This is a genomic window from Flavobacterium sp., from assembly GCF_040379285.1.
Taxonomy (GTDB): Bacteria; Bacteroidota; Bacteroidia; order Flavobacteriales; family Flavobacteriaceae; genus Flavobacterium.
This window is the reverse complement of sequence record NZ_JBEILJ010000004.1, coordinates 1-23393: the sequence shown is the minus strand read 5'-3', so window position 1 is coordinate 23393 and position 23393 is coordinate 1. Positions and strand designations below refer to the sequence as shown.

Annotated in this window: 26 protein-coding genes; 8 read left to right on the top strand and 18 right to left on the bottom strand. The window is 41.4% G+C overall.

Annotated elements, in window-relative coordinates; genetic code table 11:
- Window positions 1-41 precede the first annotated feature (41 nt).
- The gene (locus tag ABWO12_RS01745) at window positions 42-443 is read left to right on the top strand and encodes a TerB family tellurite resistance protein (RefSeq protein WP_353086682.1); all 402 of its coding nucleotides are present in this window, start codon (window positions 42-44) and stop codon (window positions 441-443) included.
- Window positions 444-535: 92 nt separating this feature from the next.
- Here the strand turns inward: ABWO12_RS01745 and ABWO12_RS01740 are convergent, their stop codons facing one another.
- The 9 genes from ABWO12_RS01740 to ABWO12_RS01700 all read right to left on the bottom strand — a co-directional run bounded on the left by ABWO12_RS01740 (window position 536) and on the right by ABWO12_RS01700 (window position 10105).
- Complete coding sequence (locus ABWO12_RS01740; protein WP_353086681.1) at window positions 536-973, bottom strand: PaaI family thioesterase; 438 nt, start codon at window positions 971-973, stop codon at window positions 536-538.
- Window positions 970-2970, bottom strand: coding sequence for an excinuclease ABC subunit UvrB (gene uvrB, locus ABWO12_RS01735; RefSeq protein WP_353086680.1), 2001 nt, complete (start codon window positions 2968-2970; stop codon window positions 970-972). Before uvrB ends, ABWO12_RS01740 begins: the two co-directional genes overlap by 4 nt.
- Before the next feature lie 260 nt (window positions 2971-3230).
- Window positions 3231-4430, bottom strand: a complete 1200-nt coding sequence (locus ABWO12_RS01730; protein ID WP_353086678.1) for a DUF3570 domain-containing protein — start codon at window positions 4428-4430, stop codon at window positions 3231-3233.
- A gap of 12 nt (window positions 4431-4442) precedes the next feature.
- Window positions 4443-4652, bottom strand: coding sequence for a DUF4266 domain-containing protein (locus tag ABWO12_RS01725; RefSeq protein ID WP_353086676.1), 210 nt, complete (start codon window positions 4650-4652; stop codon window positions 4443-4445).
- A complete protein-coding gene (locus tag ABWO12_RS01720) occupies window positions 4649-5569 on the bottom strand; it encodes an FAD:protein FMN transferase (RefSeq protein WP_353086675.1) in 921 nt (306 codons plus the stop codon). Before ABWO12_RS01720 ends, ABWO12_RS01725 begins: the two co-directional genes overlap by 4 nt.
- Window positions 5570-5571: 2 nt before the next feature.
- Window positions 5572-5994 (bottom strand): thioredoxin family protein, encoded by a 423-nt coding sequence (locus ABWO12_RS01715; protein WP_353086674.1) that lies wholly within the window; start codon window positions 5992-5994, stop codon window positions 5572-5574.
- Window positions 5995-6052: 58 nt separating this feature from the next.
- Window positions 6053-6709, bottom strand: coding sequence for a thiamine diphosphokinase (locus tag ABWO12_RS01710; protein WP_353086672.1), 657 nt, complete (start codon window positions 6707-6709; stop codon window positions 6053-6055).
- A 203-nt stretch (window positions 6710-6912) separates the two neighbouring features.
- Window positions 6913-7731, bottom strand: a complete 819-nt coding sequence (locus tag ABWO12_RS01705; protein WP_353086670.1) for a DUF4249 domain-containing protein — start codon at window positions 7729-7731, stop codon at window positions 6913-6915.
- A 4-nt stretch (window positions 7732-7735) separates the two neighbouring features.
- Complete coding sequence (locus tag ABWO12_RS01700) at window positions 7736-10105, bottom strand: TonB-dependent receptor (RefSeq protein WP_353086668.1); 2370 nt, start codon at window positions 10103-10105, stop codon at window positions 7736-7738.
- Between the two features lie 126 nt (window positions 10106-10231).
- Here ABWO12_RS01700 and ABWO12_RS01695 point away from each other — a divergent pair, with 126 nt between their 5' ends.
- Window positions 10232-10939 (top strand): hypothetical protein, encoded by a 708-nt coding sequence (locus ABWO12_RS01695; RefSeq protein WP_353086666.1) that lies wholly within the window; start codon window positions 10232-10234, stop codon window positions 10937-10939.
- A 49-nt stretch (window positions 10940-10988) separates the two neighbouring features.
- Here ABWO12_RS01695 and ABWO12_RS01690 read toward each other — a convergent pair whose 3' ends face one another.
- The 3 genes from ABWO12_RS01690 to trmD all read right to left on the bottom strand — a co-directional run bounded on the left by ABWO12_RS01690 (window position 10989) and on the right by trmD (window position 13612).
- Window positions 10989-12212, bottom strand: a complete 1224-nt coding sequence (locus ABWO12_RS01690; RefSeq protein ID WP_353086664.1) for an NADP-dependent isocitrate dehydrogenase — start codon at window positions 12210-12212, stop codon at window positions 10989-10991.
- Window positions 12213-12427: 215 nt separating this feature from the next.
- Window positions 12428-12778 (bottom strand): 50S ribosomal protein L19, encoded by a 351-nt coding sequence (gene rplS / locus ABWO12_RS01685; protein WP_073364894.1) that lies wholly within the window; start codon window positions 12776-12778, stop codon window positions 12428-12430.
- Window positions 12779-12934: 156 nt separating this feature from the next.
- Window positions 12935-13612 carry a tRNA (guanosine(37)-N1)-methyltransferase TrmD gene (gene trmD / locus ABWO12_RS01680; protein ID WP_353086663.1) on the bottom strand — a complete coding sequence of 226 codons (678 nt, stop codon included), beginning with the start codon at window positions 13610-13612 and terminating at the stop codon, window positions 12935-12937.
- Between the two features lie 106 nt (window positions 13613-13718).
- Here trmD and ABWO12_RS01675 point away from each other — a divergent pair, with 106 nt between their 5' ends.
- A complete protein-coding gene (locus tag ABWO12_RS01675; RefSeq protein WP_353086661.1) occupies window positions 13719-14651 on the top strand; it encodes a peptidylprolyl isomerase in 933 nt (310 codons plus the stop codon).
- Window positions 14652-14710: 59 nt separating this feature from the next.
- Window positions 14711-15013 carry a c-type cytochrome gene (locus ABWO12_RS01670; RefSeq protein WP_353086659.1) on the top strand — a complete coding sequence of 101 codons (303 nt, stop codon included), beginning with the start codon at window positions 14711-14713 and terminating at the stop codon, window positions 15011-15013.
- A 37-nt stretch (window positions 15014-15050) separates the two neighbouring features.
- On the opposite strand, the gene ABWO12_RS01665 is transcribed toward ABWO12_RS01670, so the two are convergent.
- Together ABWO12_RS01665 and ABWO12_RS01660 are read right to left on the bottom strand one after the other, a co-directional pair.
- Window positions 15051-15425 (bottom strand): PUR family DNA/RNA-binding protein, encoded by a 375-nt coding sequence (locus ABWO12_RS01665; RefSeq protein WP_353086767.1) that lies wholly within the window; start codon window positions 15423-15425, stop codon window positions 15051-15053.
- A gap of 67 nt (window positions 15426-15492) precedes the next feature.
- Entirely contained in the window at window positions 15493-17256 is a 1764-nt protein-coding gene (locus ABWO12_RS01660) for an ABC transporter ATP-binding protein (RefSeq protein ID WP_353086657.1), read from the bottom strand.
- Window positions 17257-17449: 193 nt separating this feature from the next.
- On the opposite strand from ABWO12_RS01660, the gene ABWO12_RS01655 reads away from it, so the two are divergent.
- From ABWO12_RS01655 to yajC, 3 genes are all read left to right on the top strand, one after another.
- Window positions 17450-18553: a Glu/Leu/Phe/Val dehydrogenase dimerization domain-containing protein gene (locus ABWO12_RS01655; protein ID WP_353086656.1), complete on the top strand. Its 1104-nt coding sequence runs from the start codon at window positions 17450-17452 to the stop codon at window positions 18551-18553.
- 116 nt (window positions 18554-18669) lie between these two features.
- Window positions 18670-19572, top strand: coding sequence for a transcription antitermination factor NusB (gene nusB / locus ABWO12_RS01650; RefSeq protein WP_353086654.1), 903 nt, complete (start codon window positions 18670-18672; stop codon window positions 19570-19572).
- 18 nt (window positions 19573-19590) lie between these two features.
- The gene (gene yajC / locus ABWO12_RS01645) at window positions 19591-19866 is read left to right on the top strand and encodes a preprotein translocase subunit YajC (RefSeq protein ID WP_287783019.1); all 276 of its coding nucleotides are present in this window, start codon (window positions 19591-19593) and stop codon (window positions 19864-19866) included.
- A 310-nt stretch (window positions 19867-20176) separates the two neighbouring features.
- On the opposite strand, the gene ABWO12_RS01640 is transcribed toward yajC, so the two are convergent.
- The 4 genes from ABWO12_RS01640 to ABWO12_RS01625 all read right to left on the bottom strand — a co-directional run bounded on the left by ABWO12_RS01640 (window position 20177) and on the right by ABWO12_RS01625 (window position 23027).
- The gene (locus ABWO12_RS01640; protein WP_353086652.1) at window positions 20177-20926 is read right to left on the bottom strand and encodes a hypothetical protein; all 750 of its coding nucleotides are present in this window, start codon (window positions 20924-20926) and stop codon (window positions 20177-20179) included.
- Between the two features lie 17 nt (window positions 20927-20943).
- Window positions 20944-21567: a Pycsar system effector family protein gene (locus tag ABWO12_RS01635; RefSeq protein WP_353086650.1), complete on the bottom strand. Its 624-nt coding sequence runs from the start codon at window positions 21565-21567 to the stop codon at window positions 20944-20946.
- 6 nt (window positions 21568-21573) lie between these two features.
- Window positions 21574-22311, bottom strand: coding sequence for an adenylate/guanylate cyclase domain-containing protein (locus tag ABWO12_RS01630; protein ID WP_353086648.1), 738 nt, complete (start codon window positions 22309-22311; stop codon window positions 21574-21576).
- Window positions 22312-22613: 302 nt separating this feature from the next.
- Window positions 22614-23027, bottom strand: a complete 414-nt coding sequence (locus ABWO12_RS01625) for a HEPN domain-containing protein (protein ID WP_353086766.1) — start codon at window positions 23025-23027, stop codon at window positions 22614-22616.
- Between the two features lie 136 nt (window positions 23028-23163).
- On the opposite strand from ABWO12_RS01625, the gene ABWO12_RS01620 reads away from it, so the two are divergent.
- On the top strand, window positions 23164-23393 hold a 230-nt coding region (locus ABWO12_RS01620), incomplete at its 3' end, for a hypothetical protein (RefSeq protein ID WP_353086646.1).

The window sequence follows — 23393 nt, the reverse complement described above, 5'->3', positions numbered from 1 at the left end:
TTTTAAGAAAATTTTATATTTTAGCTAAAAATACGGAAATCATGAATACCGCTTCCGAGAAAATGAGTTTATTGGCCGATATGATTGCTTTTGCCATTGTCGATGGGGAATTGCACGAACGAGAATATACGTTTTTGACCATAGTCGCCAAGGAACTAGGGGTTTCTAAAGAAGATTTTCGACAATTGTTTCATGAAGAACACCGTTCAGAAATCATTAAATCCGAGTTTGAACGCATCCAACAGTTTTACCGTTTGGCCTTGTTAATGCACTGCGATGGAGTGTTACACGAACGGGAACGTATCAAAATTCATGAAATCGGTATCAACATGGGCTTGAATCCGCATGCCATCAAACGGGTCTTGAAAGCGATGGAAGCTTCTCCCAACCGGATGATCGCCCCTGAATTTCTTTTGGAGGTTTTTCAAGAGCAACACAATTAACGATGAGTTACTTTTCACTTCTTTGTAAGTGTAAAACACAATTGAGTTATTCATTCTGACGATTCCAAATAGTATCCTTCGGGGTGCTTTTTTTATTGGTAGCCCAAACTTTCATCCAACGCCAAACCACTTTTCATAAAGTTGCCTGTCCCGCGCGCGACTTCCCGTCCTTTGGCATCATACAAAACAGCATCACCGATAAACAAATTGCGCGAGACAAACTGAACGGTCCCGATGGCTGTAATAACCCCTGTTTTCAAGGGTCGTAAAATTTGGATATGAAATGAGGTCGTGTACACAAAACTATCGGTGATTTGCGAATTGACCGCAAAATAAGCGGCATCGTCTAGCATTTTAAAGTAGACCGAACCGTGGAGCGATTGCCCCGCATGAAAATAATCGTGTTGAACGGTCATCGTGATTTCCGCTCGACCTTCAGATACCGTGAGTTGCACATCGGGAAAGCTTTTTTGATTAATCGGCCCCGAATGGTACATATTTTCTAGTTTGCGATAATGGGTTTCGTTCATACTTTCGCCAATTGCGTTTCCAAAACTTTGATAGCATCACGGAGTTTTGCTGCCTGCATGAAATCCAATTCTTTAGCAGCTTTTTCCATTTCTTTCCGAGTGTCGCGAATGCGTTTTTCGATTTCCGATTTGGTTAAATACTCCGTTTGAGGTTCGGCCGCTTTTGGAACCACTTCCTCGTAATTGTAGGTACCACCCAATTGATTTTTGGTCAACGGATTGCTCAGTTTTTTATTTAGTGCTTGTGGCGTAATGTTGTGTTTCGTATTGTAATTCATTTGTTTTTCCCGACGGTAGTTCGTTTCATCAATGGTTTTTTGCATCGAAGCAGTTATTTTATCCGCATACATAATCGCTTTTCCATTTATATTTCGCGCGGCGCGTCCCACCGTTTGGGTAAGGGAACGGTGACTGCGTAAAAAACCTTCTTTGTCCGCATCCAAAATGGCGACTAAGGAAACTTCGGGCAAGTCCAAGCCCTCTCGAAGCAGGTTCACCCCAATCAATACATCAAACAAACCTTTGCGTAAATCTTGCATGATTTCCACACGTTCCAGGGTGTCAACATCGCTGTGGATGTAGCGGCAACGAATGGAAACTTTGGTCAAGTATTTCGTCAATTCCTCCGCCATACGCTTGGTCAAGGTGGTAACTAATGTTCGTTCGTCCAATTCGCAACGCTGTTGAATTTCTTCGATTAAGTCGTCGATTTGGTTGAGACTGGGGCGAATTTCGATAATCGGGTCCAATAAACCTGTGGGGCGGATAATTTGCTCGACATAAACGCCTTCTGTTTTTTGCAATTCGTAATCGGCAGGTGTCGCCGAAACATAAATCACCTGATTTTGCAAAGCTTCAAATTCTTCAAATTTTAAAGGGCGGTTGTCCATCGCGGCGGGTAGCCGAAAACCGTATTCTACCAAGTTTTCCTTACGACTGCGGTCACCGCCATACATCGCATGCACTTGCGAGATGGTCACGTGACTTTCATCGACGACCATCAAATAATCTTCGGGGAAATAATCGAGCAAGCAGAACGGACGCGTTCCGGGTTGGCGTCGGTCTAGATAACGGGAATAGTTTTCAATACCCGAGCAATACCCCAATTCGCGAATCATTTCCAAGTCAAAATTGGTGCGCTCTTCCAAGCGTTTGGCTTCGAGGTGTTTTCCAATTTCTTTAAAATAATCGACCTGTTTTACCAAATCTTGTTGAATGTCCCAAATGGCCGCATGCAAGACTTCAGGCGAGGTTACAAACATATTCGCAGGATAGATATTGAGTTTGTCGTAGCGCTCCATAACGCGCATTGAGGCGCGATCAAAACACTCGATTTCCTCAATTTCATCCCCAAAAAAGTGAATTCGAAACGGGTCGTCAGCGTAACTAGGGAAAATTTCTACCGTATCGCCTTTGATGCGAAAGGTTCCCGGTGTAAACTCAGCTTCCGTGCGGGCGTAAAGACTTTGTACCAAGCGGTGCAATAATTTCGTACGGGAAATGGATTGGTCGCGGTGCAGGGAAATCACATTTTTTTGAAATTCGACTGGATTTCCAATTCCATATAAACAGGACACGGAAGCTACAACGAGCACATCACGTCGTCCAGAAAGTAAGGCGGATGTGGTGCTTAAACGCAGTTTTTCCAACTCTTCGTTGATGGATAAATCCTTTTCGATATAGGTCCCCGTGACCGGAATATAGGCTTCGGGCTGGTAATAGTCGTAGTACGAAACGAAATACTGCACCGAATTATTAGGAAAAAACTGTTTGAATTCCGAATACAACTGCGCGGCCAGCGTTTTATTATGTGCCAAGACTAAGGTAGGGCGCTGGATTTCTTGAATCACATTGGCTACGGTAAACGTTTTTCCCGAACCGGTGACGCCGAGTAGGGTTTGGTATTTTTCACCTGCTTCGATGCCCGCTGCCAATTTGGTGATGGCTTGGGGTTGATCGCCGGTGGGTTGGTAATCGGAAATGACTTGGAATTTCATAGTGAAATGACAATTTTTACCTTGAGGGTGTGGCTACAAAAATAACGAATAATTCCGGTGAAATGGGGACGTGTTTTGGAAGGTTTTGAACGATAAGGTTGACTATAGCCCCGATTGAGGCTTTGTGGGAGCTCTTGGAGCTTTAGCGGAAAAGCGACTGCCGAAAGCGGGAGGAGGGTGGTATATAAATGAGGAATCGCATGCTCCAAAAAAAATGCCACGGGAACAAAGACCGTGGCGAGATTTTTAGGAGGACGCTGTTACTTGAACTGCAAGGCCAGCGTGAGGATATGCGAGGAAAGGCCGTTGTCTCGCGTGTAGTATCCATAGCGGAGTTCGAGGGAATGAATGCGTTTGATGTTGAAAATTCCCTTGTCGGTATCGGTCTTATGGTAGGCGAGGCCGAACATGTGGCTGGAGAATTGCGACAGGTCGAAATCACTGGTATAAAATTCGGTTCCCGGTGTATGCTGAAAGATTTCTTTAAAATACTTGGCCTGCGTTTGGGTGTAAAACCGGTAGGGAAAGGCCAGCGATGAAAACGCATTGATTTTGTACACGGGTTCAAAACTAAACGTATGCGATTGAATATTCCACGAGTCGGTGTAATAGCGGTAAAGCGAACGAAACACCCAGTGGTCTCCCATAAAATAGTTGGCCCGAAGTCCGATAGGAATTTTAAACCGCGTTTCCGGCAGTTTTTCGGAGGCGACCGCAAGGGTGTTAAAGTACACGCGGTTGAATTTGGTGCCGAGCAGTCCTTGTTGGTAGCCAATATCGGCCATGATGGACAGTTGAAAAACTTTATTGACCACTTGCGAATAGACCAAGCCGAGGTTGTAGGAATTTCGCGGTTTCGAGTCCAAATGATTTGCCTGATTGTCGGAAGGATTGCCGCGGAGTTCGATGGGTAAAATGACCTTCCAGGTATCGAGGAATACGGAGGCTTTGGCCGAGAACTCTCGGTTGTTGTCTTTGGAGTTTTTAATAAAACCAAGATTGGCGCCTGTGGAGATATAATCGTACTCGGCGGAGGCGGATAATCCCGTGGTTACGGCATAGTTTTTCTCCTCGTTTTTGTAGGTGTATTGTCCCGAAGGATACACGCGCATGTCTTGGTACGAGGCTGAAGTGACCGAGTTGGGGTCAATTTTATCCGACGATGCTGAGGTGTAAGAATCCACGCCGAGGGCAAAATTAAATTGATGACTGCGTTGCGCTCGCCCTTTTTTGGTCAAGATGACTTCAAACTGCGTGGCGATATCGGTGAGTTTTTCGGTTCCTTTACCGCCTGTTACCGCCGAATTGTCACCGGTTTGGGTGTAGTAACTAGAGATGAAATTGACCTCTTCGATTTTCAATTTTTGTTTTTTGTACGTGCTTGTCGAATCCGATTGCGCCTGGGCTTTTGGATGGAATAGTACGGCGAGTAATGCCGCGGTGATGATACGTTTTTTCATAGGTCAGGAGTCTTAATTACATCCACATCCGCCGCCGGTTTTTCCTCCATTGGCTCCCGAGCTTCCCTCGCGGTATAATTGGAAAGTGCTTTCAAACTTTTCGGTGGGTTTGGGCGCCAGTACCATCTCGGCATCATTAATTTTTGCTTTTTGGTACTCTTTCACGGTCGAGCAGGAGGTGGCGACTAGGCCGAGTAGACTTGCTATAACGAGTTTTTTCATAGGAATTTTATGTTTTTTGAAGTGAATATTTGGTTATGGTCGTCGATAAGAATGCACCCAATAAAGGGCAATTGGTTGATAAAATCGAGTCCGACTTCGATTCCCATCACAGTGACGGGCGTCGCGAGGGCATCGGCTATTTCGGCGTTGTCGGCAATGAGTGTGACACTTTTGATACCGCTTACGGGGTATCCTGTTTTGGGATTGATGGTGTGGGAATAGCGTTTGCCGTTGATGATGACGTACTTTTCGTAGTTACCGGAGGTAGCCACCGCTTTTTCAGAGATTTGAAATCCGGCAAAAAGCGCTTTTTTGGTATTGGGATCGGCGACACCAATGGTCCAAGGTTGCCCATTTTCCTGATGTCCCCAGGCGGCTAAGTCTCCAGAGGCGTTGACGATACCACTTGAAATCCCTTCTTTTTTTAGGAGTATTCGCGCCCGTTCGGCCGCATAACCTTTGCCGATACCTCCAAAACCTATCCGCATTCCTTTATTTTTCAGCATAACCGTTTGGTTTGCTTCGTCTAGGAGAATGTTTTTGTAATTGATAAGCGCCACTGATTTTTGAGCCAATTCAGGATCGGGTAAGGCGGTCATTTGGGTGTCAAAATTCCAAAATCGTTTGTCAATACTGCCGTAGCTTAGGTCAAAAGCTCCTTGGGTAATGGCAGAGAGGTGCTGACTTCGGGCAATGAGTTGGAAAACTTCCTCAGGAACTTCAACAGGAGCAATTCCGGCTTGGCGATTGATGGCTGCGGTGACACTGGTTTCTGAAAAGGTCGTCAGCAAAGCTTCAATGCGTTGAATTTCACCAATGGCTCTATCGAAATAGGGGGCTACTTCGGCTTCTGTTTCTCCCAAAAGCGAAAATTCAAAATGATTGCCCATCAATCGGGCTGTTTTTTTAAATAGCATTGTTATTGCAGTGCTTGGATAAAATCGGCTACAGATTCTTGTGGCAAGCCTTCCCATTTTTTGAGAATTTTTTGCTGGTTGTCCAAGACAAGAATGAGTGGGAAAATTCCTTTGGGATTGAATTGATCGGCCAGTGATTCATTGGCTTTTTCTTGTTCCAACGGTAACTTGTTTTTTTGTAAGCGCGGAAAATCGACTTGGAGCACGACCAAGTTGTTTTGGGCGAAGCTTTGAAATTCAGGGGATTGAATAAACTTTTTCTTAAACTGGATACAAGGTGCACACCAATCAGAGCCAGAGAAATACAATACAATTTTGTGCGAACCCGCTTGTGCCTTTTGAAGAGCTTCTTCCATGGTTTTGACCTCTTGGGCTCCCGCGGAAATAGTAGCGAGCAACAGTACTAAGGAGAGTAATTTTTTCATACGTTATAAATTATAGTAAATATAACGTATAATAAAAGTTTATGTTTTATTTGAATTCTTAACTTTCGATTAAGATTAAGTCACCCGTTTCATGCGTTATGGTAACGAGGCCGTCTTGCGCCACATGATTGCTGCTTCCAGTGCGGTAGCCCAGCGTGAGTGAATCCTCATGAAGGGGATAAAAAAGGTTTTGACTGCGGATTCCGTTCACCGTTCCAATGGGAATCAACGACAGAACGGTGTCTTTTGGATACCATTTTTCAAAATGACGGGGGAGAAGATGGAGTTTGGAATAATCGTCAAAAAAGACAATTTTCAATGCTTCGCGGTAGGCCGCCATGATGGTCACATTGTGGAGGGTATGGTCCATACGATACCCGGTGGCCCAAACCACATTTACGGCTTTATGGCCGCGCTGAATGAGGTAATCAAAGGCTTTTTCTAAGTCGGTTTTATTTTGTTCAAGCGCCGGTACAATTTCGAGCGGATAGTGTTTTTCTTTAAATTGATACGGGTCAAAATCCCGGTCAAAGTCGCCCAGCAGCACATCGACTTTGATCCCCAATTCAACCACACGCACCATAGCCGAGTCCAAGACAATGACCAACGGTTGCCATTCTAAGAGCTGGTGGAGTAATTCCAACGAACAGACTGCTCCATTGGCGATTATCAGTGCGGGTTCTTGGTCGTCGCGAACGATGTGGTGGGAAGACATGGGTTAGTGGTTAGTGACCTGCCTATGCCGGCAGGCAGGTGATTAGTTATTAGTGATTGGAATTTGGAATTTCAATCATTGGAATTTAGGTAATTAGTAAAATTGTCTGCTTAAAATGGACCGTTTTAAACAAAAATTTCAGGGTTAAAAATAAGGAATATTTCGGATAATTTTCTTTTTGGATGTAATGCTTGTTCACCTTGTTACTCCACAATATAATCGCGGTAATCCACTTCCGAGAGATGAAAGTAGCCTAGCGGGAAATTGGCTTCATTGGTTTGGTTGACTACATTACCGCGAAGGGTGGCTGGTGGGGTAGCAAAAGGACTACCGTTTTGATTCCCTGCGATGTTTAACAATTGATTCATGTAATTGAAGTAGCGTTCGGTGATGCCTTGCAAACGAAAACGAAGAGGAACGCCCGCCACCAAATCTTCTTGGGTGTAGAAGCCAAACATTTGATTTCCTTGAAAAAACTCATCAGAAATAACGCCGAATTCGGGGATAGCTAATTGTGCATTTTGAACCCCAACAAAGTAAAAGTTGTCCTCATTACCGTTGTCTTGATAGAAAAATTTAACCTGAATCTCTTCTCCGCCGAAGCCTTGAACGGTAGTTTGCGAAACCGAATCAATTACGGGCGTGGCCAATAGTGGTGCGGCAGCTCGGTAGGTTTCGCCATTATAAATCACCGTTAGCGTATAAACTTCGTTAATCACAGGCACAAAAGTGGTGCAAAGGTATTCACCTGAGTTGGGAACCACTTCCACAAAAGGAAACACCGTATTGCTGCTATTGGTGATTACTACAGTGGCGCCAGATACGGTGGGAACATCGGGAGCGTAATAGCCGGTGGTGGTGGTGAGGCGTATTTTCTGTTCGTTACCAGGAGTTCCTTTCTCCCACAAAATCATAGCATCAACGACCAATTTCGGGGCAGCCGTATCGAGGTCCAACGTAATTGGGTCTTCACAACTCCACGCGAAAAAGGCAACAAACAAAAGGGCGATATATTTTTTCATGGGATTAAAATTTAAAGTTATAGGTAATCGAAGGGACAATACCAAAAATGGACAAACGCAGCGATTCGTTCAAACCTGTATTTTGATTTTGGCGGAAGGTAATACTAGCTGCATTTCGACGGCTGTAAAGGTTGTATACGCTAAACACCCATTCTTCTTGCCAGCGTTTTCCCTTCTTTTTTGGAGTGAGGGTAGCCGAAACATCCAAGTGGTGATAGAGTGGCAGGTTGGCTTCATTGCGCAATCCAAAACTTGGAACCGTGATGCCTTGGTATTCATATTGCCCATTGGGGAAAGTTACAGGCTGTCCCGATTGCAAAACAAAGTTGGCCCCAAACGTCCATTTCTTAGAGTACTTGTAGGAAGACGTAATCGCCAAATTATGTCGTTTATCAAAGCCCGAGCTGTACCATTGGCCATTATTGATGCCTGTTTCTTGGGGTGTACGCCCCGGTGTGCGTTGTTCTGATTTGGACAAGGTGTACGAAATCCAACCGGTCCAATCGCCTGAATTTTTTCGAAACAACACTTCCAATCCGTAAGAGCGCATTTCCCCATTGAGCACCACTTGTTCGATCGCTTCGTTGGCAATCAGGTCGGCACCGTCAATGTAGTCCATACGGTTTTTAACGGTTTTATAAAACGTTTCTACCTCCAAAGAATACGCATCGTTCTTAAGGTTGGTGAAATACCCAAGGGCGATTTGATCGGCAATTTGGGGTTTGATGTATCGATCACTCGGCGTCCACACGTCCAAGGGTGTGGGAGAAGCGGTGTTGGAAACCAACTGAAGGTACTGTACCATTCGGTTGTAGCCCAACTTTAAGGAAGCGTTAGAAGTTAGTTCATACGACAAGGCCAATCGCGGTTCCAGGTTGTTGTAATCTGCCATGATTTCATTTCGGCCATAGGAAACCGTTCCTGTAGGCGTTGCTTTCTCATAGATTTTCAACTCTTCATCAAAAACAACGGGTTGGTTGTTCTCATACAGATTTAAGGTAGAAGCCCCTAAGCGATAAAACCAACTGTAGCGAAAGCCGTATTCGACATTCAAACGATCGCTAATTTTTTGCTCGGCACTTAAATACACTGCGGGTTCGAACGCATATTTCCGTTCCAACTGCCTAAAATTAATGCCTGAGTCCTCCCTTGAGGGTTCGATAGTCCCCGGATTAAACTCATAGTAAATTCCATTTACCCCATAATACAACTTTATTTTATCGTTGACATAATGACGGAAGTCATATTTGATATGGTAATTTTTAATGCCTGATTCCCAGTTGAATCCAACGAAATCCAAATTTAAACCGTAGTAGTAATCGCTGTAAATGAGGGATAAATTGGAAAACAATTTGTCGGAATACAAATGGTTCCAGCGCAGATTCAAAGTCGAGTTGCCGTAAGTATTTTGAAAACTCTGGTTAATTTCAAAAACGTCGCGTCCAAAATAGCCTGAGAGGTAAAGCGTATTGTTTTTATTGAACTTGTAATTGAGTTTTGTGTTCAAATCATAGAAATACGCCGAGTTGGGATTATCGGCCAATTGCAAAAACAAATGCGCATACGATGCCCGCCCTCCGATAAGAAAGGAGCCTTTGTCTTTTTTCAGTGGTCCTTCAGCCAACAAACGGGAGGATATCAAACCGATACCGCCATTGACTTGAAAGTTTTTGTTGTTACCTTCTTTTTGATAGATATCCAATACGGAAGCGGCTCTTCCTCCAAAACGCGCAGGGATTCCGCCTTTATACAATTTCAAGTCCTTGATGGCATCGGGATTGAATACGGAGAAAAATCCAAACAGGTGTGAGGAATTGTAAATCGTGGCTTCGTCGAGTAAAATCAGGTTTTGATCGGCGCCTCCTCCACGCACATTAAATCCAGATTGTCCTTCGCCCGCATTGGTTACCCCTGGCAAAAAAAGAAGCGATTTGATGATGTCGACTTCGCCAAGTACCACGGGGATTTTTTTTATGGTGGCGACCGATAGTTTATTGACGCTGATTTCAGGTTTTCGAATATTTGTTTTGGTTTCTTGGGTGGAAATGATCACCTCTTCCAAAAGTTCCCCTTCTTCCTTCAACTTCACGTCCATTTTTCGGTCCTGGTTGAGGTTGATAGCGATGCTTTGGGTTTCATATCCCATATAACTAATGACTAGTGTATACTCACCACGGGGTAGGGTCAGAGAGAAAAAACCGTATTCATTGGTCACGGCAAACGACTTAGTGCCTTGTACAGCCAGATTCACTCCAATTAAGGTTTCATTGTTTTTTTGGTCGGCGATGGTTCCACTGAGTGTATATTTTTCTTGGGCGGATACGAATGCGGTGAAGCTTAGAAAAATTAAGGTGAATCGAAAAAGTTTAGGCATGGTCTTTGTTAATTTTTTTGCAAATTTGACGATTCAAAAGACACGTTGTTACGTGACGAGTGTTAATGTAAGGTTAAACTCGCTGTGTCCCAACAAAATCCAAATAATTTTACCCAAAATTACGACATGAAATTCCGCCTCTTTCTCTTACTGTTTCTGGTCACTTTCTCGGGTTGGTCACAGCTGGAATCGCGTCGTAAGAAAATAAAAATCAAAGCGGTTCCCGACAAGTTAGCACAGAAAAAAGCAGAGGTCGCGACTACGCCAACCGTGTTGCCGGCTTTCAAATTTGACGCCCCAAAAGCGCGAACTTCAGATGATATCATTATGCAGAGTTTGCCTCAATTGCTCAAAGTAGGCGATACCCCCGACAAACAATATCCCGTGCGCAATCCTGCCGAATTGTACACCGATCAATTTAACAATAAGTTGAAAGAGGAGGGCGTGAGTCCTGAACTTTTCAATCGCGATATGGATTTGGGGCGGGTAATCGTTTTTACCCAAACAATTCATTTGGCCACGCGGGATTACGGTTTGATTGATGGCGATAACATTCGGGTGTGGCTCAATGGCGTTTTGGTAAATCCTTCCATCGTATTGCGTGACGATTTGCAAGAATTTAGCGTGCAACTTAATCCAGGGATGAATATTATTGAAATCGAAGCCCTAAATTACGGGCAAATTTCACCCAATACAGGCCAATATGATTTTAAAGATGCCAATGGCGTACTATTTTCCCAAAAGTATTGGAACTTAGGTATTGGCTATAAAGCGCGATTGCAAGTAGAATATGTAGAGAAAATGGATAAGTCCAAAGCGGAACCCCAGAAATAAAAAAAGACGGTCACTCCATGAACCGTCTTTTTTGTGTTGCTGTATTTCTTTACGCTAATTTGCGGTCAAGATTTTCTTTTAAAGTTTGTAAGAAATCCTCCGTAGTAAGGTAGTCCGCGTCGGTTAAGCCTTCGGGTTTAACGAGCATAGCCAAATCTTTCGTCATTTTTCCACTTTCTACCGTTTCAATACAAACAGCTTCCAAGGCATGGCAAAAGTCGATCAAGGCTTGATTGCCGTCTAATTTACCACGGTGTTCCAATCCACGTGTCCATGCAAAGATTGACGCAATTGGATTGGTCGAAGTTTTTCTTCCTTGTTGGTGTTGACGGTAGTGACGGGTTACGGTACCGTGAGCGGCTTCTGCTTCTACGGTTTTTCCATCGGGGGTTACGAGTACCGAAGTCATTAATCCCAACGAACCAAATCCTTGCGCAACAGTATCCGACTGAACGTCGCCATCGTAGTTTTTACAAGCCCAAACAAATCCACCGTTCCATTTCATCGCCGAGGCCACCATATCATCAATCAAGCGGTGCTCGTAAACGATACCGAGGGCTTCAAACTGACTCTTATAATGTTGTTGGTACACTTCTTCAAAAATATCTTTGAAACGACCATCATAAGCTTTTAAGATGGTATTTTTGGTGGAAAGGTACAGAGGCCATTTTTTAGTTAATGCCATTTGAAACGACGAATGGGCAAAGCCATAAATCGATTCGTCGGTATTGTACATGCACATGGCTACCCCGTCGCTTTTAAAATTGAACACTTCCCACGAAGTCGTTTGTCCGTTTTCATCGGTAAATGACATGGTAAGTTTTCCTTTTCCTTTGATAACTTTATCGGTTGCTTTGTATTGATCGCCAAAAGCGTGACGGCCAATAACAATCGGTTGGGTCCAACCTTGCACATAACGCGGTACATTTTTCATAATAATTGGCTCCCGAAATACAGTTCCGCCTACAATATTACGAATGGTTCCGTTGGGAGATTTCCACATTTCTTTGAGTTTGAACTCCTCCACACGGGCTTCATCGGGAGTGATGGTGGCGCATTTAATACCCACATTGTAGGTTTTAATTGCTTCTGCGGCATCAATAGTCACTTGGTCATTGGTAGCATCGCGATGTTCAATGCCTAAATCAAAATACTTAATATCAATATCCAAGTATGGTAATATCAATTGTTCTTTAATAAAACTCCAAATAATGCGAGTCATTTCGTCACCATCCAATTCAACCACTGGATGGGCCACTTTAATTTTTGCCATATAATCAGTATTAGTTTGTGTAATTAAACAAAAGCCCACAAATATATAAAGATGCTAGCGACATTGGATAGGTTTGGACTTCGAAATCGATTGAATTATCAAATTGCTAATTAAACGATTGCAAAAAATAAGATTGCAAATTTTAAGCTCGTTTTTTTTCAAAAAAAAGTCCCGAAAATAAGATTCGGGACTTTTTATTGTACATCGGGAAACGATTAATAACGTCTCTCTTTGATTTTTGCTTTTTTACCAGTCAATTCACGGAAGTAGAAGATACGTGCACGACGTACTTTACCACGTTGATTCACTTCGATTTTTTGTAAAGCAGGCATGTTCAATGGGAAGATACGCTCTACCCCAACAGCACCTGACATTTTACGGATGGTGAATGTTTCAGTAACACCAGCGCCTTTGCGTTGGATAACAACCCCTTTGAAAAACTGGGTTCTTGTTTTTTCACCTTCTTTAATTTCGTAATACACCGTGATCGTATCACCAGCTCCAAATTCAGGGAAGCCTTTTTTTGCTACGAATTCGTCTTGAACGAACTTTAATAAATCTGCCATTGTAACTAACATTAAGTGTTTTCTCAGAGCAACATTCACGATTCTCGTCAGAGGTTGGTCCAATGCGGGTGCAAATGTAATTAATTATTTTAAATTAGAAATGATGAATTTTAAATTTTTTGGATATGTTTTTTTTCTGTCTAAAAGGGTAAAAGCTTATCGATCAAGCAAGTCGGGACGACGATTTTTAGTGTGTTCAAAGGCTTTCTCTTCACGCCATTGGTCGATTTTGGCAGTGTGTCCACTCAACAATACGTCGGGGACTTTCCATCCCTTATAATCGGCGGGTCGGGTATAAATAGGAGGGGAAAGCAAATTGTCTTGAAAGCTATCGGTCAACGCCGAAGTCTCGTCACTCAGTACGCCAGGAATCAAACGAATCAAGGCATCGGCGAGTACCAATGCGCCAAGTTCACCTCCCGAAAGAACATAATCGCCAATCGAAATTTCTTTTGTGATAAAGTGGTCGCGTACCCGTTGGTCAACCCCTTTATAGTGACCGCAAAGAATGATGATGTTTTCATACAACGACATCGCGTTTGCCATCCCTTGGTGTAACGTTTCGCCATCGGGCGTCATATAGATGATTTCGTCGTAGTCGCGCTCACTTTTTAATTGGGTAATGCATTTGTCAATGGGTTCGACCATCATCACCATGCCCGCACCGCCACCATACGGGTAATCATCTACACTTTTGTATTTGTTTGTGGTGTAATCCCTTAGGTTATGAAAATGCACGTCAACAAGTCCTTTTTCTATAGCACGTTTCATAATCGAAGCTTCAAAGGGACTGCGAAGAAGTTCAGGAACTACGGTAATGATGTCGATGCGCATGGGTCTAATTTTGGACAAAGGTAATAAAGCAATTGGATTGGAATTGGTATTTTTAAAGTTAGCAGAATAAGTTTACCTTTGCCGCTTTATTTTTAATACTTAAACAATGGAAAATGGTATATATGCTAAATTCAACACCTCTCGCGGTGTTATTTTAGTAAAATTAACACATGAATTAACGCCCGGTACCGTAGGTAATTTTGTGGGTTTGGCAGAAGGACAACTAGAGAATGATGCGCGCCCCATGGGGAAACCCTATTACGATGGATTTAAATTTCACCGCGTTATTCCCGATTTTATGATTCAAGGCGGTTGTCCGCAAGGTATTGGTTCAGGCGGTCCTGGCTATCAATTTGACGATGAGTTTCATCCCGATTTGGTCCACAGCGGTCCGGGCGTTTTGTCGATGGCCAATGCAGGTCCTGGCACCAATGGGTCTCAGTTTTTCATCACACATGTGGCGACACCATGGTTAGACGGGAAGCATACCGTTTTCGGTCATGTAGTAGAAGGACAAGCGGTAGTTGATGCTGTGCAGCAAAACGATTTGATCGAAAGCATCGAAATCATTCGTCAAGGCGACGAAGCGCAACAATGGAATGCTATTGAAGCGTTTCGTACGTTTGAAGGATCGCGCGAAAAACGTCTTGCCGAAGCCAAGCGTCAAGCGGAAGAGGCTGTAGAAAAATTAGCAGCAGGTTTTCAAAAAACCGAGAGTGGATTGCGTTACCAAATTATTCAAAAAGCAAACGGAAAAAAAGCAGAAAAAGGACGTACGGTTTCTGTACATTATACAGGTGCTTTAGACAATGGTAAAGTATTTGACAGTTCCTATGGACGCAAAAAACCTATTGAGTTTCCCTTAGGGAAAGGCTATGTCATTGAAGGTTGGGACGAAGGAATTGCGTTACTTCAGGTAGGTGACAAGGCTCGTTTTGTTATTCCGTCCTATTTAGGGTATGGTGCAGCGGGTGCTGGAGGGGTGATTCCTCCCGATGCTACCTTAGTCTTTGATGTGGAATTGATGGATGTAAAATAAAAATGAGAAAAGCGGTTGTAGAGCCGCTTTTTTTGTAGTTTTAGGTTATAATGTAAAGTATGATGAAAACAAAAATTTGGTTTAGTGCCCTAGGATTGGCGCTGCTATACGCTTGTAGTTCCACGCCCAAACCCACCGTTGCCCCCGAAGCAACTGTAGTTAAAAAAGAATTGACCCCTGAGTTGGCTGAAGGCAAAAATTTGTACGAAGGCAGTTGTGGAAAATGCCATCAGTTGTATAAATCCAGCAGCTATAATGCCGAGGAGTGGAAGCCGATTGTAGCGCGGATGCAAAAGAAAGCCCGTTTATCGGACGAGCAAGGGATGAAGATTTACAATTACCTAACTTCTGGCGCAGAATAAAAAAAACCGAGAGTGTTTTTTCTCTCGGTTTTTTTTACTAGATATCATCAAAATCGATATCCGTATATTTTTTATCTCCTGTTGATTCTTCTTGGTCCTCCGCGTAATATTCTTTCTTAAAGTCTTTTTGGTGACGCTCCGAAATAACTTCCTCGCCTTTGGATTTTAAAATGAAATTAGTCATCTCGTCCAAAATGTCTTGGAAGGCGGCAAAATCCTCCTTGTAGAGGTAAATTTTATGTTTTTTAAAATGGAAGGATCCGTCTTCCTCTGTAAACTTTTTACTTTCCGTAATGGTAATGTAGTAGTCGTCTGCTTTGGTTGTACGAACATCAAAGAAATACGTTCTTCTACCGGCTCTTAATACTTTGGAAAATATTTCATCTTTTTCCAACATGTCATTTTCTCTCATAATACGCGCTGTCATTTACAAGTTTTCTATTCACGAAAATGAAAAAAAAATGGAAAATATGCAAGTATTATTCGACTTCTTTTTCAGAAAGTTGTTTGTCGTAGAGGGCTTTGTAGGGTCCGTTTAGGGTTAGTAATTGATTATGAGTACCTTGTTCAACAATGCGCCCTTCCTCCAAAATCATGATGTAATCCGCATTTTTGGCCGAGGAAACCCGATGACTTACAATCACCGTAGTTTTACTTTTGGTATATGCAGACAAATGATTCAAAATGCGCTCCTCGGTTTCCGTATCCACCGCCGAAAGACAATCGTCGAGTAACAGGAGTTTCGGATTCTTTATCAAGGCCCGGGCAATCGAAACGCGCTGTTTTTGTCCTCCCGACAAGGTAATTCCCCGTTCGCCCAAGACCGTTTCATAGCCTTGGTTGAATTGCACGATGTTGTCATGAACCTCGGCGTGTTGTGCAGCTTGTTCAATTTCTGTCATCGAGGCATCTTCTTTGCCAAAGCGAATATTGTTGGCAATGGTATCCGAGAACAAAAAGGCATCTTGCGGCACAATCCCAATGCTGTCGCGTAACGAGTACAAATTCAATTCTTCAATCAAACGATCATCGATGCGAATGGTGCCCGCCGTAGTATCATACAGTCGCGTAAGTAAAGCGAGTAAGGTTGATTTACCCGATCCCGTTTTCCCCAAAATAGCCAACGTTTTGCCCTGTTCAAGGGTGAATGAAACGTCTTTTAAGGCTTGGATTTGAGTGTCGGGGTAGGTAAAACTCACGTGGTCAAAAACAATTTTTCCTTGAATAGGCGTCGGTTCGGGTTGGGTATTTCGAATCTCAGGCTTCGATTGTAAAAACTCATTTATACGTTTTTGCGAAGCCTCAGCCTCTTGCACCAATGACGAAACCCAACCAATAGAAGCCACGGGCCAAGTAAGCATGTTGACATACAATATAAATTCGGCAATCACCCCAATTTCTTTAATGTTGGGGTCGCCTTGAATGTACATCATCCCCCCAAAAAAGATTACCACCAAGTTACTAATTCCTATTAAGGTGATCATCAAAGGACCGAATAACGAATTCACTCCCGCCAAGCGCAAACTTTTGGTCTTACTATCTTCGGCCAATTCGGCCAATTCTTTTTCGGTTTTGCGCTCCAAAGCATAGGCTTTAATCACTCGAATGCCCGAAAAAACCTCTTGGTTAAAGCTTGAAAGATTGGAAAGATTTTCTTGAAAACGGGTACTTCGTTTGTTAATTTCAACACTGAGTTTAAAAATGATGTAGGAGAGAATCGGCAAGGGGAGTAAAGTGTACAAGGTTAGTTTGGGCGACACGTGATACATATAGATAATCACTACCCCAAAGCGAATCAGTGTGTTGATGGTGTACATCACGGCGGGACCTACGTACATGCGAACTTTAGCCACATCCTCGCTGATACGACTCATCAAATCCCCGGTACGGTTGCGTTTGTAAAAGCCTTGATCGAGCACTTCATAATGTTGAAAGACTTCATTTTTTAAGTCAAATTCCACATAACGCGACATCACAATCAAGGTTTGCCGCATTAAGAACGTAAGAAAACCCGCAATTAATGCTGTACCAATCACGAGCAAAATATTGGTGACCAATTGCGCTCGTACCTCCGAAGCCGACATCCCATTTTCGGGATAATTCTCAATGATTTTAAAGGAAGCGCTTATCAATTTCGGCGTGTAGGAAAAGAAAATTTGGGCGACAATCGTAATACAAATACCAGCCAAAAAATGGTATTTATATTTCATAAAATATTTATTCAAATAACGAAGTTCTTTCATTGTTTCGGGACGAAGTCTTAATTTTTATTTTTATTACTGTTAAAAAAATAGATTATATATAATTTAAAAAAAATCAGTATAAATGAATTTTATTAACAATATGCTAATTAAACCATAATAAGGTGAATTTTCTTGAATAAAACGTTAAATTTGCTTCGACTTATTGACAAAGTCGCAACGCAAATTCGTACTTATGACTGCAGAAATCACCACGCCTCAGGAGTTGCAGAAAATGGACCCCGTTTTCGGTCAACTTTCATTTGACAATCATGAACAAATTGTGTTTTGTCACGACAAAGATACAGGTTTAAAAGCAATAATCGGGATACACAACACCGTTTTGGGTCCGGCCCTCGGCGGTACCCGTATGTGGAAATACAACAACGAGTGGGAAGCCCTAAACGACGTATTACGCTTGTCTCGCGGGATGACGTACAAATCTGCGATCTCAGGTTTAGACCTAGGAGGTGGGAAAGCCGTGATCATCGGGGATGCCAAAACCGATAAGAATCCCGAGTTGATGCAAAAGTTCGGTGAATTTGTGCATTCGCTTTCGGGAAAATATATTACCGCTGAAGATGTGGGGATGGTGACTGCCGATATGGATACTGTTCGCGACGTGACGCCTTATGTCACGGGAATCTCAGAAGCACGCGGAGGTTCGGGTAATCCATCGCCTGTAACCGCCTATGGTGTGTACATGGGAATGAAAGCCGCTGCCAAATACCAATTTGGTTCGGATAACTTGGCCGGTAAAAAAATATTGGTACAAGGCATCGGACACGTAGGGGAAACCTTGGTGAGTCATTTATGTAAGGAAGGTGCTTTGGTTCAAATGGTTGACCTGAGTGCACAACGTTTGGAAGAAGTTAGTCAAAAATACGGTGCGCAAATTTTCACTGGCGACGATATGTATAGCGCCGATGTCGATATTTATGCGCCTTGTGCGTTGGGAGCGACCATCAACGACGACACAGTTTATAAAATTAAAGCCAAAGTGATCGCAGGTGCGGCCAACAACCAATTGGCCAACGAAAATGTACACGGATTGATTTTGCAAGAACGCGGTATCGTATATGCGCCCGACTTCTTAATCAATGCGGGAGGTATCATCAATGTATACGGTGAAATCGCTCACTACGGCAAAGAGGAGGCCTTGCGTCGCACCGAGAACATTTACAATACGACCTTGGAAATATTTGATTACGCGGTACAACACCAAATGACGCCTCAAAAAGCGGCCATGGCGATTGCAGAAAACCGCATCGAACAACGCCGAAAAGAAAACGCAAAATAAAAGACGTTTCAAAAAATAGTACTATTTTTGCAAAGCGAAAGAGCATTTCTTTCGCTTTGTTTATTCTAAAAAGTTCTTATTCCGTGCTCAACCGAAGACATATTCGCATCAAAGTAATGCAGACCATTTATGCCATGCATCAAAGTGGGAGCGATGATTTAACCAAACAAGAGAAATTCTTGAAGGCCAGTTTGGACAATATTTTGGACTTATACCTGATTCTATTGTCGGCCTTGATAGAACTTCGTAAAAAAGAAGCACAGTACTTGGAAGTCGCCAAAAACAAACATTTAGCCACTTCTGAAGAACGAAATCCCAACACCCGATTTATTGACAACCCCATTTTATTGGCGTTAGAACATCATGCGACCCTCGCGCAAGCCTTGGAGTACCACCGTATTTTGAATTGGCAGCACAACGACGATACCATTGTTTATTTGTTGCAAGACATCAAAGCCAGCGCCTTATACCAAAAGTATATGGCTAAACCTAGCGTGACTTTTGAAGAAGAACGCTTTTTTGTCGTTGACCTTTTCAGCACGCTGATTGCGCCCAATGAGAAGTTGTATGCCTATTTAGAGGATTTCAAACTGACCTGGGTGGATGACATTCCGGTGGTGAATACGTTGATTCAAAAACAATTGCGTCATTTTGAAGCCGATGCGTTTCAAGTGCCACGGGTGTTCAAGGATACGGAAGATGCTGATTTTGCAGTCGATTTGTTGCGTAAGACCTTGCTCAATGAAAAGGAATTGCAAAAAGAGTTTGAAGACAAAACGCCCAATTGGGACATGGATCGGATTGCCGAGTTGGATACGATTATGTTGAAAATGGCCATCTGCGAATTTTTGAAATTTCCTTCCATTCCCGTCAAGGTGACCATCAACGAGTACCTTGAATTGGCCAAAGAATATTCAACCCCCAAGAGTAGCCTGTTTATCAACGGGATTCTTGATAGTTTAGTCAAAACCTACCAAACCCAAGGCCGTTTGAACAAATCGGGCCGGGGCTTACTGTAACCTTTAAAATTTATCTGTATGGAACAATTAACTTCGATGTTACCCATTTTGCTGATGTTTGTCGTGATTTATTTCTTTATGATTCGTCCGCAGCAAAACCGTTTGAAAAAAGAAAAAGAATTTGAAAATGCCTTAAAAGTAGGCGACCGCATCGTTACCAAAAGCGGCATCCACGGAAAAGTAGCCGAGTTGGCCGAGACCACCGTCGTGATCGAAACCATGGCCGGCAAGTTGAAAATGGAGCGCACCGCCATCTCCTTAGAGTTAAGCGCCGCCCTCAACAAAAAAGCATAAACTACAAATCCCGATACCTTCGGGATTTTTTTGTGACCTAACGTTAAAGAGGGAGTGGTTAATTAGTCGTAAGTCGTTTTAGTCGTAAGTGGAATAGTCGTAAGTCATCAGTCATTATTTAATTTTTAAATAGTAATTCTCCCCCCTTGGGGGCTGGGGGGCTAGCAATTAGCTTCCCCGAAACCGTGTGAAATGAAATTCGACGGAATCAATCTTTCGCGTGGTAACAAATAAAAATTTTCAGGTAGTTTATGAGCTACGAATTCAGGTGACTTCGCAGAGCAGGCGAAAAACCTTTTTTATCAGTTGGTTAAGATAATTTATATCCTTTGAAATTAAGACTTCCCATATTTATTTCATTAAACTTGAGTTTTCCATCTTCACTTTTTGGCCAAAAATAACGCAATCTATCATCTGCTCTAATTTCATTAAATCCTTTTGAAAGTTTTGAAGCTCTATAAACACATTCACCAATTGCTTTTGCATGCACATCGCCTTCATTTCCAATCAAAGTTACAATTGCTTTACTGTATGCTAAACCAATACCGACTTTTAATTCAGGTAAATTATATCTCTCTTTAATGATTGGATTAACAATGCTCGATATATATTTGATACAATCTTTGGCCGCATTATGTGCATCGTATACTTGTTTGTTTTCTTTTGCAGTGAACAAAGCTAAATATCCATCACCAAGAAACTCAGTAATCCGTCCTTTATACTTGTTTATAACCTCTATACCGCAAATATTTATTGCAGTAGTTTCGTAAAATACACGCTCTAATTGAGAAGCTTTAGCTGTGTGACTGCTAATACTCTGCGTTAGATGTTCGGTTGAATTTCTAATATCTAAGACAAATGCTATAAAGTCACCAACCTTACCTTTTCCTTTACTAACGGTTTTGAAACCAGGTATTTTTGAATCTTCAATACTCTCATACGACCTTGAAAAAATAACTGATTTTTCAAGCAAATCTTCTCTTACATCATTGTAGATTTTTTCAGCAATTTCAAGTTCACTAATAATTTTACTCTTTAAATCTATTTCAAACTGTGTCATAAAAAAATTTTAAAGTATTATTTTCTCGTGCAGCAAGAATTATTCAAAGCTTTCAAATTAATTTGAATGAAATGGTTTTCTATGCTAAAATAAAAATAACTGATAAAAAATGTCATTGTAGTAAAAAACAAAAACCACATTAGGACATTAAAACGATCTGTTTTTACATTTCTAATGTAACTTACCTTTAACAATTCAAAAGTGAGTGATGCAACAATTTGATAATCATCTAATTCAGATATATATTCTTTTAAAGTTTTGGATAATCTGAATTTTTTTGAGTTGCGAAAGGCAAAAAAATCATCTTTAGAGTAATCATTGGGTGAAACATAAAATTGTAAAGTAGGTATGTTTGTATTTCTCCCAAGCTTTATATTTTCAATAGGGTTATTTGTTGGTTTTATGATTCTGACAGTTATCAAAATAGTTAAAATTAGTAATAGCAAAAATGCTAAAAGACTAAAAATAAAACCGTTGCTGTAATGAACATAATTAGCAATTATTTTATCTAATACTGAAAAAAAGGCAACTATGTATGCTCCAAGAATAGTTATTACAACTGTTGTTTTTGTATCTATAAATCTAATGAGTTCTTGTGCATCAGCAATAGCGCTCGAGAGAAAAGTTATTTTATTTTCCATATAATGCTAGTTAATTATCGGATAGCCTATGTTGCCTTGAATACATTGTGGATTTCCAAAACGCAGTGTTCCGTGTGGGCCTGATGGCCAAACATTTTTGGAATTTTCTGAAACTAGAATTGTATTTGTCAATTTGGATAATTTGGCCGCGTGATAAGCACATGGACCAAAAGCCTTTAAATCTGTGTCTGTTTTATAACCGAAGTGAGTTACAATTGTAACACCATGATCAATACCAATTCCCATGTTAATTGAAGGTAAATCATTTTGAAGGAAAAATGGATTCAAAATAGTTTCTCTAACCTCCATGATTTCCCTCGATGCTCCCAAACTATTTTTTAATGATGCGTCTAGACCTAATTCTTTAGTTCCAAATAAATTTAACACTCCGTCACCTAAAAATTCGGTAGATGTACCTTTATATTTATCAACTATTTTTGCAACAATTCCTGCATACACATAAAAAATTAAAAACATATTTACATGGCCATTAATGTCGTTTATAATAGTAGTAGAATCTCTTATGTCGGTCATCATAACTACAAACTCTCTGTTTTCAAACTTGCCAAATTTTATCTTTCTTTCTTCATAACCAGGCAATTCTGCTTGGTCACTAATTGTAAGCGTTGATAAAGATTGTTTTTGCTTTTCTGTTAAGTTTGTTCCCTCGTCAATATGCGATAATGCAATTTTATAATATTGTCTTGTAAGCCGTTCAAGTTCAGCTTTTTCGTTTTGAGTCATATTAATTTATTTTATATTATCTATTAGGTTCGGTGTAAGTGTCCAGTTACGTTAAAGTAAATTAACCTTAGAAACATCTTAGCCCTTCTAAATTAAAAATTAGTCATCCTATATTACCAATTTAAATCATTTTTTTCCATAGTAATTTCTCTCGGTACGAAAAGAGTAGGGATAGTAATTTACTAAGTAAAGGTCCCGAAGTTTACAGAGTCTTGTATCGAGGGCAAGTACAAAAATAAAATGTGTTACTTGTCTTTAATTTCTGGCTTTTTGTTTTAACATAGCTATATATTTGAAACAGCTTATACGCAATGTTGGCGGTTCGTTATATTTGCTTCTATTTCTTCATCCAATTTTTTGGAGTAATTTCTAATTTCATCTATATAATTTAGAATATCCTGGTTTGATAAGTCAGAAGCGTCATCATTATGGTGTAGAATGTTGTTACGCTTAGCCACAATTTGGTTTACTGCGTCCTTTCGTTGGTTGTAGTAATCAACTTCGTCTAAATTAATACCAAACATGGCAAATAGTTCCTTCGTTCTGAATGGGTTACCTGATATGAATGCGTCTAAATCTTTCTTTTTCAATTTTATTGAAAGTTTATCATATCTCGCTTTCTTTTTATCTAGTAGGTTTTGAACTTTAGAGTCAGATTTTTCTTTATGTTCTATGCTCCATCTTACAAGGTTGTATGGGAAATTTTCACGACTTATTCGGTCGTTAAAATCAATTATTAAACAAGGTTATGCTTTCACAGGTAAGAATCGAATGAGTTATTGCCCACCTGAATGGATTAGTGGTAAATCAACTGGTGGTATTTTGCTCTTAGATGACTGGAATCGCGCTGACATGAGGTTCATTCAAGCTGTTATGGAGTTGATTGACCGTGGAGAATATGTTTCTTGGAAAATGCCACAGAATTGGACTATTGTATTAACGAGTAATCCAGACAATGGTGATTATTCAGTTAATACTGTTGACCCTGCTCAACGCACTCGTTATTTGACGGTTGAAATGTCTTTCAACCACAAAGAATGGGCTACTTGGGCTGAATTTAATAATATTGATTCGCGTTGTAT